Source organism: Vagococcus sp. WN80Y, assembly GCF_059621045.1.
The window spans coordinates 40093-56991 of the sequence record NZ_JCAQHY010000164.1; the positions used below are offsets into that span (position 1 = coordinate 40093).

Sequence of the window (16899 nt, forward strand, 5' to 3'; positions counted from 1 at the left end):
CCTTTAATTAGACTTCCATTTGGCCAATCTTTTTCTTCAAACTCAATACAACAACTAAACTAATGACGATTAGTCCTGCTAATACTGCCCACAACGCAACGGCAGCACCTAAAGTTAGAATATTACAGACTAAGGCACTTAAAATAATCGCTGACACAATCGTCGCTGGCGTTGACTTTTTACGAAAGCCAATCGCCATTGATAATGTACCAATTAAGGGTGTAATCAGTGCTAACCCTACTATTTTCACTAGTAAGCCACTTGCTTCGGAAAAGCTAAACGTATCTTGAACTATTGGAAATAGTCGTTCGCCAACTTGGAATAAAACGACTGCTACAATCAATGATAATAAAGTACTAACAAAGGTGATAAACAGTGCTAGCAACAATTTCCCTGTAAATAGTTTGCCGCGATTAACTGGGTACGAAAATAATAAATAAACACTTTCACCTTGATACTCTTCGATAATAAAGCGAGAAAATATGACTGCTGAAAAGATACTAAAGGAAACCACACCTAACAAGGTCGTCATCTGATAGACATACGAATAGGTAGACAGGCTTGGATTAGCGGCTAATTCTTCTGGTTTAACGTATGAAACAAAAGCAAAGAAGTAAGTAAAGGCCAAAATTCCTGCCGTGATGATTCCTGTAGTGATAATAAAAGACTTGCTTGTTAATTTTTTTACTTCCAATTTTAATAATTTAGACATTAGTTTTTCCCTCCATTAGATCGATTAAATAGTTCTCTAACTCTTCAGTAGCATATGACGCCCATTCTTCTCTCGTCTTTTCCGCCATTATTTCTCCATCAAAAATAACCCCAATCTTGTTAGCAACAGCTAACATCTCTGATAAGATATGGCTTGTAAATAAGATCGTCATTCCTTTATTTGATAACTTATCAAACAAGGTTCTCATTTCTCGCATGCCTCGTGGATCTAATCCATTTAAGGGCTCATCTAGCAACAACACCTGCGGCTCATGACTCATCGCTCTCGCAATTGCTAATCGTTGCTTCATCCCCATCGAATAGGTTGAAACAGCTTTTCGATTATCTGGATCTAAGCCGACTGCCTTCATCACCGCCCGAATCTTTTCAGTTATCGCAAGCACCTCTTTATCCATGTACGCAAGGTGTAATTCTAAATTTTCTTGAGCCGTCAATTGTTGATAAAACTTGGGCTGTTCGATTGTTGTCCCAATTTTTTGTAATAAATGACGACTCTTATCCAAAGGTTTTTGTCCCAAAACCGTGACTTGACCACTTGTCGGTGATTGTAGTCCAGCAATTAATTTGAATAAAGTTGTCTTTCCTGCACCATTTTTCCCTAATAAACCATAGACATCTCCTTTTGCAATTGTTAAAGAACACCCTTTGAGAATAGCTGTTTCACCATATGTTTTTGAGACATTATCAATAATTATTTGCATGTTTTTCTTCCTTCCTTTAATACAGACTATCGGTTTGTATCTGTTAAAAATAATAAGTTGTTAGTTAACAACTTAATTATTCTTTGATTTCATCATAAAAATTGATGATTGTTTCTTCTAATTTCTCATTAATTAAATCTACCCCATAATACTTAAAAATACCTTGATAAAAGCTAATTTTTCGAATAAAATCTGTTCTCGAAACTTCATAAAGTCTGGTGCCAATCCAAATACTAAAGCACTCTACAACTAGCTCAGCTATTTCATTTGGATAATCCGTTTGAATCGATTGATCTGCTATCCCTACCTCAATCATTTCTTTGATCTGTGGCACCATATAACGATGATTCATTTGGTAAAGTTCTCCAAATACTTTAGGATCTTCAAATAATGAGCGAGCTGAGTAGACCATCTTTCGTTTCTCTTTACTTTCTATAGTAACGGTTAAGAGTGCTTGTAATTTTTCTAATCCTGTCAACGACTCATCCGCTATCACTTGTTTAAGCTCTTCACCATTGCCATCATATCGACTCATGATCGTTTCAAATATTTCTTGTTTTGATTTAAAATGATGATAAATGGCGCCTTTGCTCAGCCCTCCGTTAATAATATCTTGCATCGTTGTGTTATCATACCCTTTTTCAAAGAATAAAGCTTGGGCAACTGTTAGTATTTTTTCAACTGTTTTTTCTGGGTATTTATTTCGAGCCATTTTAACCTCTCCTCAATACAAACCGCTGGTCTGTATATAAAATATATCACGACTTAAAAATACCGTCAAGTACTTTTTTATTATTTCTTATGATTATCAATTACCAAAACAATTAAATCCACTAACAACCTAAGTCAGTGGACTTAATTAGTCTATATCGCACCTTGGCTTACAGCTTATATTTTATGCCCCTTCGGCAAGATCATATACTTAGGTATTCTGATATGACTTGGCTTTCTTAAAATATCACTCACACAATCAGCAATATCTTGGGGTGATAACGCATGGGAAATTCCTAATAACTCTTTAGGTTGGATCTCCCAGTCTTTATGCAGCTTTGTTTCTACCAATCCAGGTTCAATACAGGTCAGCTTAATATCAGTATCCGCTAGCTCCATTCTAAGCGACTCTGCTAGAGCCTCTAGTGCATAATTACAGCCACCATAAGCGCCTGAATGCTCCCTAGTTTTAGTCCCCATAACACTTGAAGTAATAATAATGTGCCCACAATTATTTTTTTGAAGAACTTTAAAAATGTATAAATCAACCGAAATGACATTTCCACTTTCAATCTAACCATTTCACACATTTTATCAATATTAATTGTGGCAATATCAGCAGATTCAATCGTGCCTGCATTGACAAATAGAACATCGCATCTCCCCCATTTCTCCAATACTTCCGCTAATAAGTATTAAGATGTCTCTGCTTTCAATAGGTCTTCATTATTCAAAAGTAACCCACTTCGTGACGTACAGCTAGAATAGATCGTTCGCCCATTCCCCAAAACATCATAAGACTCTTCTAATAATTTTTCCATGACAGCTTTCCCAATACCACTACTTGCCCCTGTCACTACTGCAACTGGTTTAGTCATCTTGCCCCTCCAATATCACTCAAATTTTATGTCATCAGTATAACACTTGCTTCATACCGAAACAATGAATGATCAAAGCCGCTTTAACCCGCTATCCTTTCAAAAATAAAAAAACAGTGAATAAGGTATCTAATCGCATACCTTACTCACTATTTTTAGTGTCTTTAACTTAACAATTATTTTTCTTCTTTATGTTTCATTTTATCAACAACATCTTCGACTTTTTCTTCAACCGCTTCAAAGCCATCTTCGATTTTGTCTTTGGCTTTACCAAACAAACCTTGTGCTTTTCCTTTTAACTCTTTACTTTCATCACCTGTTACTTTACCGATTGTTTCATTTGCTTTGCCCTTGATTTCGTCTTTGTTTACCATTTTAATTCCTCCTTCGTTTTAAGAAAAAATATAGCTACTATTAATTGCTTCGGCTAAAAAAGAATGAGACTACTGCTACTAGAATCACTGCCCCTAAAATCGACGGAATTAGTGCCATTCCAGCTAAGCTCGGACCCCAACTACCAAATAACGCTTGCCCAATTGATGAGCCAATAAGGCCTGCTGCTATATTAGCAATCCATCCCATTGATCCACCTTTTTTTGTTAAACTACCTGCTACTGCTCCAATTATTGCTCCAACAATTAATGACCAAATAAATGACATTTTTCCCCACTCCTTCTTGATATAGTTAATTCTACACGCAAATCGGAGTGCTTTAAATTAAAACGACTTAGAAATAATAATAACAAAGGATAAATCGTGCTCAAAGTCTTTCAAACAACCACCTTAAAGAACAGTTATATCGCAGTTTAATCATATATATAAGATTACATCCATTATCTTATTTTTTACTTATTAATGGACGTTTAAATAAACGAATTGTGAGAATTAAAACTACTGCCTAATCTCATACCTAAAATAACCCCGTCAACTATCAGCCTTATTTCTAATAGTTGACGGGGTATTAACCGAACACTCTTACTCTTTTGCCTGAGCTGAAGTCACTCTTTCAAATAATTCATCTAAAACGGGATCTTGTAAGTAACTTTCGATTTCAACAATTTCTGCTCGATTGTTTACTCTGCGCAATCGTTCAGCCAAATTCTTATGAATCACAACTAAATCACTGTCTTGGGGCACATCTTCAATTCGATAATGCTTAATTTCAATATCAGTGATTCCAACTTTTTTCAATCGTTGTTTAAAGGTTGTCGCGCCCATCGCGCTACTACCCATCCCTGCGTCACAAGCAAATGAAATTTTTTGATAGCCTCTCGTATCCGTTGTATCTGTTGTTACTTTTGCAACAACTTCTTTCCCTTCGGCTTTCATCGTTTTAGACTTTTCAACTGATGCTTCAAAGGCCTCATCATCATTTTCATCATCAGATTTATCGGCTTTCAAAATAATGGCTGTTACAACAAATGATACAATCGCTCCTACTAGCACACCCGCAATCACCCCTAGAAAATTACCTTTAGGTGTTAAGGCCAAGTATGAGAAAATCGAGCCAGGACTTGGACCCGCTACCAGACCAACTTTCAGCAGTTGAAAGGTCATTGTACCTGATGCTCCACCGAGAATCATCGCAACAATCGTGATAGGTTTCATCAACACATACGGAAAATACATCTCATGAATCCCACCAAGAAAATGAATAATAATTGCACCAGGAGCCGTTCTTTTGGCAGCTTTTTTACCGAAGAAGCTGTAAGCCAATAATAAACCTAGACCGGGTCCAGGATTAGACGCTACCATAAAATAAATGGATTTGCCAAATTCTAAAGTTTGCTGCATCCCTAACGGATAATAGACCCCTTGATCAATGACATTATTCAAAAATAATACTTTTGCTGGTTCATTAATAAGTGATAACAATGGCAAATAGCCTGTCGCTACGAGTGCTTCAATCGCTTTAGTCACAAACTCGTTGGCCGCTTCAATAGTCGGGCCAATCACAACATAAGACACAATCATCAATAAGAAACCTATGATACCAATCGAAAAATTATTAATCACCATTTCAAAGCCAGCAGGAATCTTATCTTCCAAAAATTTATCAGTTTTTTTCATGATAAATCCGCCTAATGGCCCGACAATCATCGCACCTAAAAACATCGGGATGCCTGATCCGATAATCAAGCCCATTGTACCTAAAGCGCCTAATACTGCACCTCGTTGCCCGCCGACCATGCGACCGCCTGAATAAGCTAAAAGTAGAGGGAGTAGGTAAGATATACTCGGTCCTACTAACTCATTCAAATAGGCATTTGGGAACCAGCCAGTCGGGATAAAAAGAGCCGTCAGTAATCCCCACGCAATAAACGCACCGATATTAGGTAAAACCATATTGGTCAAAAAACCACCAAAGGCTTGAACTCTAGCTCGCCCTGAAACTTTTTTTACTTCACTATTTTTTGTTTGTTCCATCTCTATTCTCCTTTTTAGTCCTCAGCAGATTCAATGAGAGCCAGAACTTCCTTCTCCGTTTTAGCTTCTTTCAATCCACGCACAACTATCTCATCAATCAATGCCATGCCCAGTTCTCCCAACATAGAAAGGTGCCCATCATTTGTTTCCGAACTTAAAACCATTAAGAGTTTCACGGGTTTATTATCAGGGAAGATCACTGGCTCTTTCAATTGTAAAAATGTCAAACCTGTTTTAAGTGCCCCAAACTCTTTACGAGCGTGAGGAATCGCGACCTCAGGTAAAATAACCACATACGAACCATTTTCATTAACATTATCAATCATTCCCTTAATATAGGCTGGCGTAATTGATTGAGAGTCAAGCAAGGGCTGTGCCGCTTTTTCGATCGCCTCTTCCCATGTTGGGAATGAGGTCTCAAACATGATATTTCCTGTTAGATAGTTAGCTAACATTTTTTATACCTCCTCAACTATTAATTCCTTATGACCTTCAATCCTTTTTGACACTGCCTCTATACGAGATAGAAGAATTTCATCGTTTAATTGACTATAGGTTCTTAAGGTTTCTTTTATACCAACTTCTTCAATACTATCGCTTAACTCCACCGCTTCTGAATCAGTATTATCCTGATACTGCAATAAAACGGCAACTGCCCTTACTGAAAACTCATAAGGCAAGTCATACTGAGCCAGTTTTATCAAAGGCGCAATCAACCGCTCATCATGACCCAGCTTACGAATCGGTGAGCGACCAACACGCGTCACCAAATCATGAACAGATGGATCGCTGTGACGACGCAATGTTTTATCAATAAATCGTTGAAGTTCCTCCCGATCCATTTGATACTTAGCTAACAAATACTGACTATTTGTTGTCATCACATGTCTCACAAATGTTGCTATCCGTGGATCAGCCAAAGCCTCTTGAACCGTTTCCTTATGGAACAATTGTCCTGTATATGCCGCCACAGCATGACCTGCATTCACGATATATAATTTTCTTTCAATGAATGGTAGTAGCTCTTCGACATAGGTCGCGCCTTTTAATTGAGGCAATGACCGATTTTTCAACTCACTTTGATTAATCACCCATTCAAAATACGCCTCAACTAAAGGGATCAGCTTGCCTTCATACTCCGTTGACAATGCTTGCCGATCAATCGCTGAATTAGCAAAACCCGTGTATGACTCAATCAGTGCCATATTAGCAGGTGATCGAACTTGTCGGATCTCCTCTTTTAGCAAAGTCGTCGCATTAATCGCATTTTCATTGGCAATCACATCAATCAGCTTGCCCTCTTCTGCTCGTTGTTGAAGTCCTCTCGCTAAAAGAGACGCAATTCTCTTTAAATTTGGGACACCGACTGAGGTTGTGATTAAATCAGCTTCCACTATTTTCTTAATGATTTCTTCCTCATCAACCAAGCTATTAAGCGCTGTCACTGGTGAGATAGTAGCAATCTGTAAAGGATCACCTATTACCGCCATGTGATAAGAGTTGTTCTGATTTAGTTCCGCAATCAATTGAGCATCGACATCGACAAAACAAACCTCATACCCATTATCACTCAGTACCGCTCCAATAAATCCACGGCCGATATTCCCTGCTCCAAAATGGACTGCTTTCATTTTCGCCACTTCTTTCTTTATTCTAAATTTGCGTGATACTGCCATAAGGCTTTCATATCAATTGCCTGCTCTTCAATCAGCATTAATGCGATTGTGTCACCAAGTAATAACAAACTTTGCTCAAATAAACTTGTCATTGGTTGGACAGATGGGACTTCATTTGGCAAAGACAGCTTCGTCGCTACTGGAATTCTAACAAAAATATCAGCAAATTCTCTCATCGAGCTAGTCGGATTGGAGCCAATATGAGCAACCCTTGCTTCAAATTGTTTGGCTTTGGCTGCAATAGCTTTAGGAAAGGTGCTCTCACCGCTACCTGACCCAACAATCAATAAATCCTTTGACGTAATAGCAGGCTCTGTAATTTGCCCGACCACCACTGTTTGAATGCCAATATGGGCCAATCTTTTAGCGATTCCTTCTAAGGATAAAAGAACTCGACCAACTCCGACAAAAAAGACTTGCTCTGCTTCCTTGATTGCTTCAATTAACTGTTGGACCTCCTTTTCGTCAATTGTTGCCAGTGTTAAACTTACCTCATCAGTAATCGCCTTTTCAATTTCATAATAAGAAACCATCGCTTTATCCCTCCAATAAACCAGCTTCAACAGCCTGCTGAACCTTCGCTCTATTTTCTGCTAATGTGTGACCTGCAATAAATAAACTTGTGCTACCTAACACTAAATTATCTGCCCCAGCTTTAACTAGGCCCGGGATACTTGCAAGTGACACTCGACCATCGACCTGAATGCTTGTTTGCAGACCTCTATCATCAATCAGTTTCCGCAAATCTCGAACCTTTTGCTCGGCAAAGGAAACTTGAGTTTCGCTTTTATCCGTTGCAAAGCCGGGATTTATCAGCATCAGTACCACCATATCAATCTCAGGAAGAATATAATCTAAGACAGATAGAGAAGTAGCTGGATTTAAAGCGACACCGACAGTTGCGCCACTAGCTTTAATCAACTTAATGTAGCGATCAATATGCAGGCTACTTTCATAATGAAATGAAACATGCTCCATCCCTATCTTTAAAAGCTCTTGAATGTAGAACTCGTTATCTAAAGACATGATATGTGCATCAAATCTCATCTTAGAACAACTGCGCATTTTTGCAATGGTATCAATCCCAAGCGGCATAGCCGGGCTGAACGAGCCGTCGATTAAATCAATATGCAAAGCATCAACTCCTGATGCCTCTATTTCTTTTAGACTTTCCTCCAAATTTGTTAAATTACCGCACATAACGGATGGTGACAGCATTATTTTTGTCATCTTTTGTTCCTCCTTCTCATATTTCTCTTACATTGTAACCCCATTCAAATCACAAGTCAATATAAACATGCACATGTTTATGCCTATATATGCTTAAATAAGTAAAAACCAACACAAACAAGCACACTCGTGATATACTTAAATCATTCTACAGGAGGTGCTTATTAGATCGTGTTAAAAGAAGAGCGACAACAGCAAATCATCGAGTTGATTTCTGAAGAAAATAAAGTGATTGCAAGTGACCTAAGTCAGCGTTTTGATGTGTCTGAAGATACTATTAGAAGAGATCTAAAAGAACTAGACCAAAAAGGGCTAGTCAGAAGAGTCCATAGCGGTGCACTAAAGGTGGGGCCCCCAGTCACTGATTTTTCGTATAGAAAAAATGTTTCCAGTGACTTAAAACGGACCCTAGCAAAAAAAGCCCTACCTTATTTAAAAGAAGGGTCTGTTATTATCATTGATGGCGGCACAACAAATGTGCAATTAGCAAAATGTCTGCCACTTGATTTCCGAGCGACTATCATCACTAATAGTCCGCCTATTGCTATCGCTTTGGAGCATCATGTTAATATAGAGGTCATGATGTTAGGTGGGATTTTATACAAAGAATCGATGGTTAACTTGGGGATTGAAACCGTTCAAACATTGCAATTACTACGTGCTGATACATATATTATGGGGATCCATAACATCGATTCTCAGATGGGAATCAGTGTTCCAACCATCACTGAAGCACAAGTGAAACGCGCAATGGCTGATATTTCAACTGAAACTATTGGCTTGATAACTGCCGATAAACTAGGCACCGTCAGCAAAAATATTGTTACCCCAGCAGTCACCCTAACTTATTTAATTACCGAAAATGCCGATGAAAAATTATGTCAGGATTTCGCTAAACAACGAATAACAGTTATTAATCATTAGGATTTTTCAACTATATTATCAAGCTATTATAGTTGAAAAATAAAGGCCCTCTCCAACTCAGCAAAATATGCTAAGTAGAGAGGGCCTTTACAATCGCAAGAATCGTGCCACTTTATAATTAGGTGATTTTTAAAAACATTAAATAATTTTTAATTGTTGGAATTAGTTCACCTCAGCTAGGCCAGTTAATACCATGTTATACCAAACTTCTCCCGCATGAGCAGACTCTGATACCCCTTCATTCTGATAGCCATGTGTTTCATAAAACGAAACAAGCTCTTCTAAACAAGTCAATGTAATTCCTTGTCGGTGCTGTTTCACCGCCACTTCTTTTAGTCGAGCCAGTAAACTCCCTGCTACTCCTTGACGACGATAGGCTGGATCGATGGCTAAGCTCAAAACTGTTTGATACTTATCTGTTTGATTATTTGGCGTTAGCTTATCATATAGAGCGTCAGTCAGGTACCGTTGACTAAAAGCTGGGCCAACAATGTAACCCACCACCTTATTCTGCTCATTGCGTGCGACAATAAAAGTATCGTTAATCAAGGCAATGCGCTCACTCATCGCTTCCTCTGTCGCCGCTTCTTCTGGCGAAAAACCAGATCGCTCTATTCGCATAATATCAGGTAAATCCATTGAAGTCGGATGATTATATGTGACACTCATTCTCTCTTTTCCTCCTAGTTCTTCGGCAGTTATTTCATTCTTTACCGACTTAATCTTGATCTATCATATCATAAAATCACACGATTTTTTAGGCTTCTTTTACTGAAAGAAAGACAGCTGAAACTCCTACTTCACAGATACGAATATATGTTCTATAATAGAATCACTGAAACTGAGGTGACAAGATGAAAACCAAACTAACCATAGATATGGAAGAAACCTTGTATTATTATTGCTTAGAACAAGGAGATGTCGTTGTTGAAGAGGTGACTATGCCTGATGACCAAGGAATTGTCGATACCTTGAGTTGTCGTTTTTTGAGCTCTGGAGAACTAGAATGGCGTTGTTATGAAATTAAGGCGACGAAAGCTGATTTTAACTCAAAGGCCAAGCTATCTTTCATCGGTCATTACAATTATTTTATCCTACCACTTGCACTTTTCGAAAAAGTGAAACAAGACATTCCAGAACAAATCGGCGTCATGGTTTATCGTCCTTGCGATGGTGCAGCACAGGACATTATTAGTCCCGGCATGCTGACGATTGTTAAAACCGCTCGTAGAAAAGAGTTAGAAGTCGATAATGGTTTACTAACTCAGCGTTTTATGGCATCTCAAGCACGGGAAGTTCGCAAAGCTAAGATGGTTGAAAAAGGATTGCAGCTATATTCTTCGGAACAATTATTTCACGAACTGAAAAAAAGAGAAACTAATGATTTAGTCTCACCTGACAGTCGCTTTTACCAACGCTTTTTGACAGAATTAGACAATCAAACAATCACAAATTTAAAAGCCGAACTCGCGTTATTGAAGGCTCAAAATAATCCTTTTTATCAACAAAAAAAAGCCCTTCGTCGGCGAACAGAAGCACTAGAATAGAGGTGAAGACATGTATATTCCCTATATAAGAAGTAAACAATTTGATCTTTTAGCACTAAAAGAGCTCCTCGAGCGAGGATTATTGCACCCTTCAGTCGTTCCTTTAATCGAGCCAATTAAAGACTCAGCGGCTTTAAAGAGAACTATCGGCAGCTTTGTTACACACAATCAGCGATTAGCTATCATTGAAAATCCTGAAGTTGGGGAATTTAACTTTAGCCAAGAAAAGCTTCATGACATTGAAGAATTAAAGCAAGGACCAACTATTTTACCAGCCTTTATTACCAATGAACACTTTTCTGGTGACTTACTACCCGACAAACATAACCTACTGATTACTAATCGTGTGGAAGGAACTGATTTCCAGCTGCTGGAACAGCTAAAAACTAGTCACACTACTTCCCACCTCTTAATTGCTGATCCACGCTTAACACCGAGTTCTCAAGCAATCTCGTTACAAGACCCTCTCACTATGCTTAAGAATATTGAGGATTATTTGTATAACGAGGATGAATTTTTTTCCGATGACCATCTCTATTACCAAGAAGACGGCTATCAAGGTTTTGCTGACTATAGCATCAACGGAGCCACCTACTATGAAAAAGGTTTTCCAGCTAAGGCTGTCGCCTTGCATGTTCTTTATTTTGACGCCTATCAAAGTTTACGCATCAAGCATTTTACTTCTGACAGTAATGATGATTACTCTAATCCTGGAGGTAAATTCTTAGAAGCAGTCAATAAGTTAGCACGTTGGTATCAAAAATATCAAGACCAATTAATACTCACTTATGGATTATCCGAACTGCTCAACTATCATCAACTGCAAAAATTTCCCGGATTAGGCGTTATCAAAAAATTATCTTTAATGCACCACTTAGAGCTTATCAGCGTCTTTTTCCACCAAAACCACTCAGTCTAATCCTATATCACAACCTTCGAACAGCCCTTGCCTTGATACGCTGTTCGAAGGTTATTATACTTCTTTTCTAAAACCTAGGTAGTGCTAATAGTTCGTCAGTTCCACCATCATTTGTTTCCGAACAAATATAAGGTCCTTTGTAAATAGGATGGCGAGCCACAACTTTAACAACTACTCCCGCTTGATTATAAAAATAATACACTACCCCTAGCTCTAATGACTGAATGACGTAGTGAGTGGTTTGAATTTCATCTCCTGCCAATCTAATTTCAAAAATGTCATCCACAAGAGGTCTTTTTGAACGCCTTACCCGAATAGCCGTTATTCTTTCATACATACCCTTCTGCCAACTTTCTTTGATTGCTTTACGGGAAATAATATAACATAAAACACACATCTTATTTTATCAAAAAAAAGGGAAGGGACTTGCTTTTTTGATAATTTTCAAATCCCCTCCCTTTTTAATTCGCTAACCGTTCGCGATAATTTGCTTTTAAGTTTCTTTCACCTTATGATAAAGCTAACAATTAAATAACGCATTTAAAGAAAGGGATGGTTATATGGAACGTTTACTTGATAATGATACACGACGACGCTTAAGATTAATTGAACTCTTGTACGCCAAGCCGGGATGGCAAACAACAAAGACACTGACTCAACACTTGAATTGTTCAGAAAGTGTGCTCTTAAAAGATATTACGATGTATAATAGTATTTTTCAAACTTATAAAGATTTACCAACCTATCAAGACCATGTGGATGATGCTCTTTTAGAAATTCAAACCTCGAATTATGGCATTCATTTTGTTTTTCCAACAGGTCTAGGTCTCGATTTTTTTTATCAATTCGTCCTGAAAACCACTCCTGCCTTTCAATTACTCGAAATTATTTTCTTTGATGAAAGCTTGACTGTCACTCAACTCGCGAATAAGCTCTTTTTCAGTGTTCCGACTGTTTATCGGCTAATCACTAAAATAAACCAAGCTCTGGCTTCATTTAGTATTGAACTAAAACCAAATCCTTGTCGTATGACTGGCAAAGAAACTCAAATTCGTTATTTTTATGCTAATTATTTTATTGAATGCTACGCATTAGTCGAATGGCCCTTTCAATTTGATGAACAAGCCTTTAATGAATTGATCTTGCATCTCTTGCAGCCTTCTCTTAAATCCTTGGATGTAACATCATTTCAACAAATAAAAATTGCAGCGGCTGTCCAGCTCACACGGTTCCAACAAGGTCACTTAGTCGAGCTTGAACCTCATGTTCATCAGCAGGTTTTAACTCACTGCACCTATGCACCAGAGCTTCGTTTACATGAATCATCTTCACTAAGATTGACTGATGATGCTCTTGTGGATATTTTCGGACTTTTAATTGTTAATCAACAATTGCTTGATCAAACGAATCTTTATCCTAAGATCGAACAATTTATTCGCCAATTGGCCCGGGTTCTTCGACTAATAGTTCCAACAAATGAAGAAGAGATTGCCACACAATTACTGGCAGTTCTCCAATTAAGCACTCAGTTCGCAACCGGTCCAAGCTATATTCTCCACAACACTAAGCGGACTTTTATTAACACCGTAGCAGATAGTCATCCGACCTTATTTAAGACTGTTCAAAAGAGCTTACTTATCTTTCTCAAAAAAAATGTCCCCCATTTTCCTTCATGGCTTGTAACAGATTTACTTTATGTTCTATTCACTCACTGGAAAGGCTTATTAACAGTTGGTAAACAGCCTGTTCGACTTTTAATTTTAAGTACCCAAAATCATGGTCATGCTCAACTGATTGATAACCAGCTAAAGCATCATTTTGGCAATCGCGTAGAAACAACTTGTTATCGCGACGTTTTGCTTGACTATGAGACGCTCAAAACACTTCCCTTTGATGTTCTCGTCAGTGACGCCTCTTTTTTTCTCGCCTTGCCCAAATCTAGTGTTTGGATTAACAGTTACCCAACCTATGATGATTGGGAAAGAATTGAATCAGTCATTAGAATTTATGAACAACAAGAGCCTCTTACTCCCGCTTTAGGGTATCGGGAAAAGTGAGATTTTGAGATTCATCACCCATTCAATTTATAAAATTAGAAATTGATTAGTTTTGTTTATCACATACTTTTATAATGAGTAATGGCAACTTGCCTCGTAAGAAAGTGTTATCAATGGAGAGCTTAATCCCATTAGTTATTGCCCCGCTATTTGTGGGTCTAGCCATAGCGCTAGTTAATCAGTGGTTAGATGATTAGACGATAACTTCAAGTTGCCCTAACCCGCACACTTGTAGTCGCAACAAGTAAAATCAAAACCTCCAGTGAGAACTGGAGGTTTGCTCTGCGGCTGAAAGCCTCTATTGCCGGACTGGGCCTGAAAGTCCCTCTGAGGGGTCTCCCTTCTGCACCACATTTACTCACTGATTCTGAAGAATCTCATTCTATTTTCTCTTGTTTTTTTCTCCTGTAAACGGATCATACTCTTCGAATAATGTCAGTTGATCTGCTACATAATCCTCTTGTATTTGATTTCTTATGTATTCTTCGATTTGCTTTTTGTTTCGCCCAACAGTATCCACATAATAGCCACGACACCAAAATTTTCGATTAGCATATCTATATTTTAGTTCAGTATGTCGATCAAAAATCATTAGACTACTTTTTCCTTTGAGATAACCTATGAAACTCGAAACACTTTCTTTTGGAGGGATACTTACTAATAAATGGATACGATCTTTACATGCATTCGCTTCTATTATTTCCACTTTTTTCCTTTGACATAATTCTCGTAGAATTTTCCCTATACTTGACTTGTATTTTCCATAAACGATCTGCCTTCTGTATTTCGGCGCGAACACGATATGATACTTACATTTCCATGTTGTGTGTGATAAACTTTGATTGTCCTTATTCATTATAGGACCTCCTTAAAATGATTAGTTTGCGGTCGGGAAACCAAGTCTAGTTTATCATTTTAAGGGGTTTTTTTTATACCTCGCTTGAAGCTCTCCTGAACCTCAGGCATAGCCCGAGGTTTTCAAAACATATAAAAAAAAGCCCCAACCTACTCACAATAGGTTGGGGCTTTGTGCTATCAATGGAATGATAGACTTAATCTCATTTCGCGTATTTAGTATAGCATTATTAGATAATAGTAACAAGCGAGTGACTCATGGCGTAAATGAAGAAAACAAGTACAATTGACACCTCCTACCAATCATAAGCGAATTGATGATTGATGATGCTAAAAATTCCTGTTTCCTGATATGAAATACATAGAATGAATGGAGAGAGGCTATGTACTCATTTTTCCTGTCTAACTCAGGTACCTCTTAGAACATATCCAAGCGGTAAACGGCAATATCAAGACAGCGAAGGTGCCTGTTAACAGCATGATAATCAATTCAGACACTAAGAGTTGCGAATTTAGCAACTGGGCAGCGCTATAATGTAAATCCTTAAACCAAATAATCAACGCCAGTTGGCTACCAAAAAAGGCAAAGAGTAAGGTATTGATGGTCGTTCCTAAAATATCCTTTCCGATCCGCAAACCCGAGTTTAACAACTCCTGTTCACTAATTAGCGGATGATGCTCCTTAACTTCTGACATCGCTGAGGCGACCGCCAAGGCCGAATCAGTCACGGCTCCCATCATCCCCACTAAAATTAGTGCCAATGAAAGCTGACTAAAGTTAATATCAATCAGCATCGAAAAATGGCCGAGCTCCTCTGTTTCTTCTGGAGCAAAGCCTTGAATGTAAGCTTTATTAACCACAAAAGGAACAAGTAAACACACCAGTCCCATAATGAGGACTGTCGCGATAAACGCACTTTGAGTTCGCTGATTCCAGCCATTGACAAAGAAAAAATTAATACACGCGATCAAGACACAACTGACTAAGGCTGTAAGGTAGACATTAATTGATTGATAAAGTGAGTAGCACATCACCAAAAAGACAATGACATTTAAAAACATGCCTAAAAAAGAAAAGAAACCTACCTCACCCCCGACGGCTAGCATTAACACCAGAAGGATCATCGCTAATACAGCTAGAACATTCATCTTAGCCACCTCGCTTTCGCGACAGTAGACTAACCACCAGCACGCTCAAAGGGACTGTTAAGACTATCCCAATCCCGCCAACAAGCGCACGAGCAATTTCGAGCGATAAAGTCATCTCGACAGAAGGCATGAAGTCCCAGCCATTTTTCAAATAGAGAATAATCAATGGAATTCCGCCGCTTAAATAAGCAAACAACAGAACACTTGCCATTGATCCCATAACATTTTTCCCCACGTTACGTCCCGCCATAATCAGCTGTTTCGTAGCAATCTGCGGATTCTTTTCCACCAATTCCATCACCGTCGTCACAACGGTAATCGCGATATCCATAGCAGCTCCCAGTGTCCCTAAAAATAAGCTGGAAATAAAAATTTGCCGATATGGCCGCGTTAAAAACTGCATATCTTCATACCGCAAGCCTTTATCATGAAACTGATTTAAAACGCCCCATCCAATCAACCAGGCGCTAACAGAGGCCAACAAAGTGGCAACTACTGTCGCGGCCATCTTTTTATTCCAACCTGTTCCTAAAACTAGAGAAAATAGCGTCGTTAAACATCCCGTCACTAAGATAATCAGGGGCAACGGAAGCTGAGGGTAATGACTGTAAAGATTTATCGCTAGTAGCAACATAACCGTATTAAGCCCCACACTAACAAGCGATAGAAGACCTTGTTTTCGTCCTACCCACCATACAATCAATGCAAATAAACCAAGCATTAATAAGACATATCGATCACGTTTCACCGAGGTAATAGTTTCTCGCCCCTTCTCAATCGTCACAAATAACTGATCCCCTTTCGCATAGCTAGGTGAAACAGCTTCCGAAAAACTAACTGGCGCACTTATTGCCACATTCTCGCCTTTCTTTTCCCCATTTTGAATAACACCCTGAATCTCTTGAGTTTGCTCATCCTCTGGCTTAAGCGACTCAACTACCTTGACAGCTGTCACTTTAATAATCGGCTCTTTATACAGCGGTGCATTGTATTGAGTAAAAATGATGCTAACCACTACCCAGATAATTGCGACTAGCACTACACTTCTGCTTCTATTTTGATCAAGACTCATTTTCTGTCCCCACTTCATTAA

At 38.5% G+C, this 16899-nt stretch carries 22 protein-coding genes; 5 read left to right on the forward strand and 17 right to left on the reverse strand.

The features are described 5' to 3' along the window. Positions 1–7: 7 nt before the first annotated feature. The 12 genes from AC5KOD_RS15360 to AC5KOD_RS15415 form a co-directional block, all read right to left on the reverse strand. On the reverse strand, positions 8–712 hold the full coding sequence (locus AC5KOD_RS15360) for an ABC transporter permease (protein ID WP_496915450.1): 705 nt from the start codon (positions 710–712) through the stop codon (positions 8–10). After that, positions 705–1433 carry an ABC transporter ATP-binding protein gene (locus tag AC5KOD_RS15365; protein ID WP_496915451.1) on the reverse strand — a complete coding sequence of 243 codons (729 nt, stop codon included), beginning with the start codon at positions 1431–1433 and terminating at the stop codon, positions 705–707. The genes AC5KOD_RS15360 and AC5KOD_RS15365 overlap by 8 nt, the downstream gene beginning before the upstream one ends. A 76-nt stretch (positions 1434–1509) precedes the next feature. Beyond that, positions 1510–2145 carry a TetR/AcrR family transcriptional regulator gene (locus tag AC5KOD_RS15370; RefSeq protein WP_496915452.1) on the reverse strand — a complete coding sequence of 212 codons (636 nt, stop codon included), beginning with the start codon at positions 2143–2145 and terminating at the stop codon, positions 1510–1512. Positions 2146–2321: 176 nt separating this feature from the next. Then, entirely contained in the window at positions 2322–2717 is a 396-nt protein-coding gene (locus tag AC5KOD_RS15375; protein ID WP_496915491.1) for an SDR family oxidoreductase, read from the reverse strand. Positions 2718–2839: 122 nt separating this feature from the next. Then, entirely contained in the window at positions 2840–3022 is a 183-nt protein-coding gene (locus tag AC5KOD_RS15380; protein WP_496915453.1) for an NAD-dependent epimerase/dehydratase family protein, read from the reverse strand. Between the two features lie 176 nt (positions 3023–3198). Beyond that, on the reverse strand, positions 3199–3396 hold the full coding sequence (locus tag AC5KOD_RS15385) for a CsbD family protein (protein WP_496915454.1): 198 nt from the start codon (positions 3394–3396) through the stop codon (positions 3199–3201). Between the two features lie 40 nt (positions 3397–3436). Then, entirely contained in the window at positions 3437–3682 is a 246-nt protein-coding gene (locus tag AC5KOD_RS15390) for a GlsB/YeaQ/YmgE family stress response membrane protein (protein ID WP_496915455.1), read from the reverse strand. 315 nt (positions 3683–3997) lie between these two features. After that, positions 3998–5449, reverse strand: coding sequence for a PTS mannitol transporter subunit IIBC (locus AC5KOD_RS15395; protein ID WP_496915456.1), 1452 nt, complete (start codon positions 5447–5449; stop codon positions 3998–4000). 14 nt (positions 5450–5463) lie between these two features. Continuing rightward, positions 5464–5904 carry a PTS sugar transporter subunit IIA gene (locus tag AC5KOD_RS15400; protein WP_496915457.1) on the reverse strand — a complete coding sequence of 147 codons (441 nt, stop codon included), beginning with the start codon at positions 5902–5904 and terminating at the stop codon, positions 5464–5466. 3 nt (positions 5905–5907) lie between these two features. Further along, positions 5908–7125, reverse strand: coding sequence for a mannitol-1-phosphate 5-dehydrogenase (locus AC5KOD_RS15405; protein WP_496915458.1), 1218 nt, complete (start codon positions 7123–7125; stop codon positions 5908–5910). Then, positions 7098–7658 (reverse strand): 6-phospho-3-hexuloisomerase, encoded by a 561-nt coding sequence (gene hxlB / locus AC5KOD_RS15410; RefSeq protein ID WP_496915459.1) that lies wholly within the window; start codon positions 7656–7658, stop codon positions 7098–7100. The genes AC5KOD_RS15405 and hxlB overlap by 28 nt, the downstream gene beginning before the upstream one ends. 4 nt (positions 7659–7662) lie before the next feature. Further along, positions 7663–8355: a ribulose-phosphate 3-epimerase gene (locus tag AC5KOD_RS15415; protein WP_496915460.1), complete on the reverse strand. Its 693-nt coding sequence runs from the start codon at positions 8353–8355 to the stop codon at positions 7663–7665. Between the two features lie 171 nt (positions 8356–8526). On the opposite strand from AC5KOD_RS15415, the gene AC5KOD_RS15420 reads away from it, so the two are divergent. Further along, positions 8527–9279, forward strand: coding sequence for a DeoR/GlpR family DNA-binding transcription regulator (locus AC5KOD_RS15420; RefSeq protein ID WP_496915461.1), 753 nt, complete (start codon positions 8527–8529; stop codon positions 9277–9279). A 162-nt stretch (positions 9280–9441) separates the two neighbouring features. On the opposite strand, the gene AC5KOD_RS15425 is transcribed toward AC5KOD_RS15420, so the two are convergent. After that, complete coding sequence (locus AC5KOD_RS15425) at positions 9442–9948, reverse strand: GNAT family N-acetyltransferase (protein ID WP_496915462.1); 507 nt, start codon at positions 9946–9948, stop codon at positions 9442–9444. A 185-nt stretch (positions 9949–10133) separates the two neighbouring features. Between AC5KOD_RS15425 and AC5KOD_RS15430 the strand changes: the two genes are divergently transcribed. Further along, complete coding sequence (locus AC5KOD_RS15430) at positions 10134–10826, forward strand: hypothetical protein (RefSeq protein WP_496915463.1); 693 nt, start codon at positions 10134–10136, stop codon at positions 10824–10826. Between the two features lie 10 nt (positions 10827–10836). After that, positions 10837–11745: a sce7725 family protein gene (locus AC5KOD_RS15435; RefSeq protein ID WP_496915464.1), complete on the forward strand. Its 909-nt coding sequence runs from the start codon at positions 10837–10839 to the stop codon at positions 11743–11745. A 67-nt stretch (positions 11746–11812) separates the two neighbouring features. Here the strand turns inward: AC5KOD_RS15435 and AC5KOD_RS15440 are convergent, their stop codons facing one another. Then, a complete protein-coding gene (locus tag AC5KOD_RS15440; RefSeq protein ID WP_496915465.1) occupies positions 11813–12082 on the reverse strand; it encodes a hypothetical protein in 270 nt (89 codons plus the stop codon). 223 nt (positions 12083–12305) lie between these two features. On the opposite strand from AC5KOD_RS15440, the gene AC5KOD_RS15445 reads away from it, so the two are divergent. Together AC5KOD_RS15445 and AC5KOD_RS15450 are read left to right on the forward strand one after the other, a co-directional pair. Beyond that, positions 12306–13802 carry an AcpB/EbpR/MafR family transcriptional regulator gene (locus tag AC5KOD_RS15445; protein WP_496915466.1) on the forward strand — a complete coding sequence of 499 codons (1497 nt, stop codon included), beginning with the start codon at positions 12306–12308 and terminating at the stop codon, positions 13800–13802. Positions 13803–13891: 89 nt separating this feature from the next. Further along, positions 13892–13999 (forward strand): type I toxin-antitoxin system Fst family toxin, encoded by a 108-nt coding sequence (locus AC5KOD_RS15450; protein WP_496915467.1) that lies wholly within the window; start codon positions 13892–13894, stop codon positions 13997–13999. Positions 14000–14184: 185 nt separating this feature from the next. On the opposite strand, the gene tnpA is transcribed toward AC5KOD_RS15450, so the two are convergent. The 3 genes from tnpA to AC5KOD_RS15465 all read right to left on the reverse strand — a co-directional run bounded on the left by tnpA (position 14185) and on the right by AC5KOD_RS15465 (position 16878). Beyond that, on the reverse strand, positions 14185–14658 hold the full coding sequence (gene tnpA, locus AC5KOD_RS15455; RefSeq protein ID WP_496915468.1) for an IS200/IS605 family transposase: 474 nt from the start codon (positions 14656–14658) through the stop codon (positions 14185–14187). Between the two features lie 401 nt (positions 14659–15059). Next, positions 15060–15806 (reverse strand): YibE/F family protein, encoded by a 747-nt coding sequence (locus AC5KOD_RS15460; protein WP_496915469.1) that lies wholly within the window; start codon positions 15804–15806, stop codon positions 15060–15062. Position 15807: 1 nt separating this feature from the next. Continuing rightward, entirely contained in the window at positions 15808–16878 is a 1071-nt protein-coding gene (locus AC5KOD_RS15465) for a YibE/F family protein (RefSeq protein WP_496915470.1), read from the reverse strand. Positions 16879–16899 lie beyond the last annotated feature (21 nt).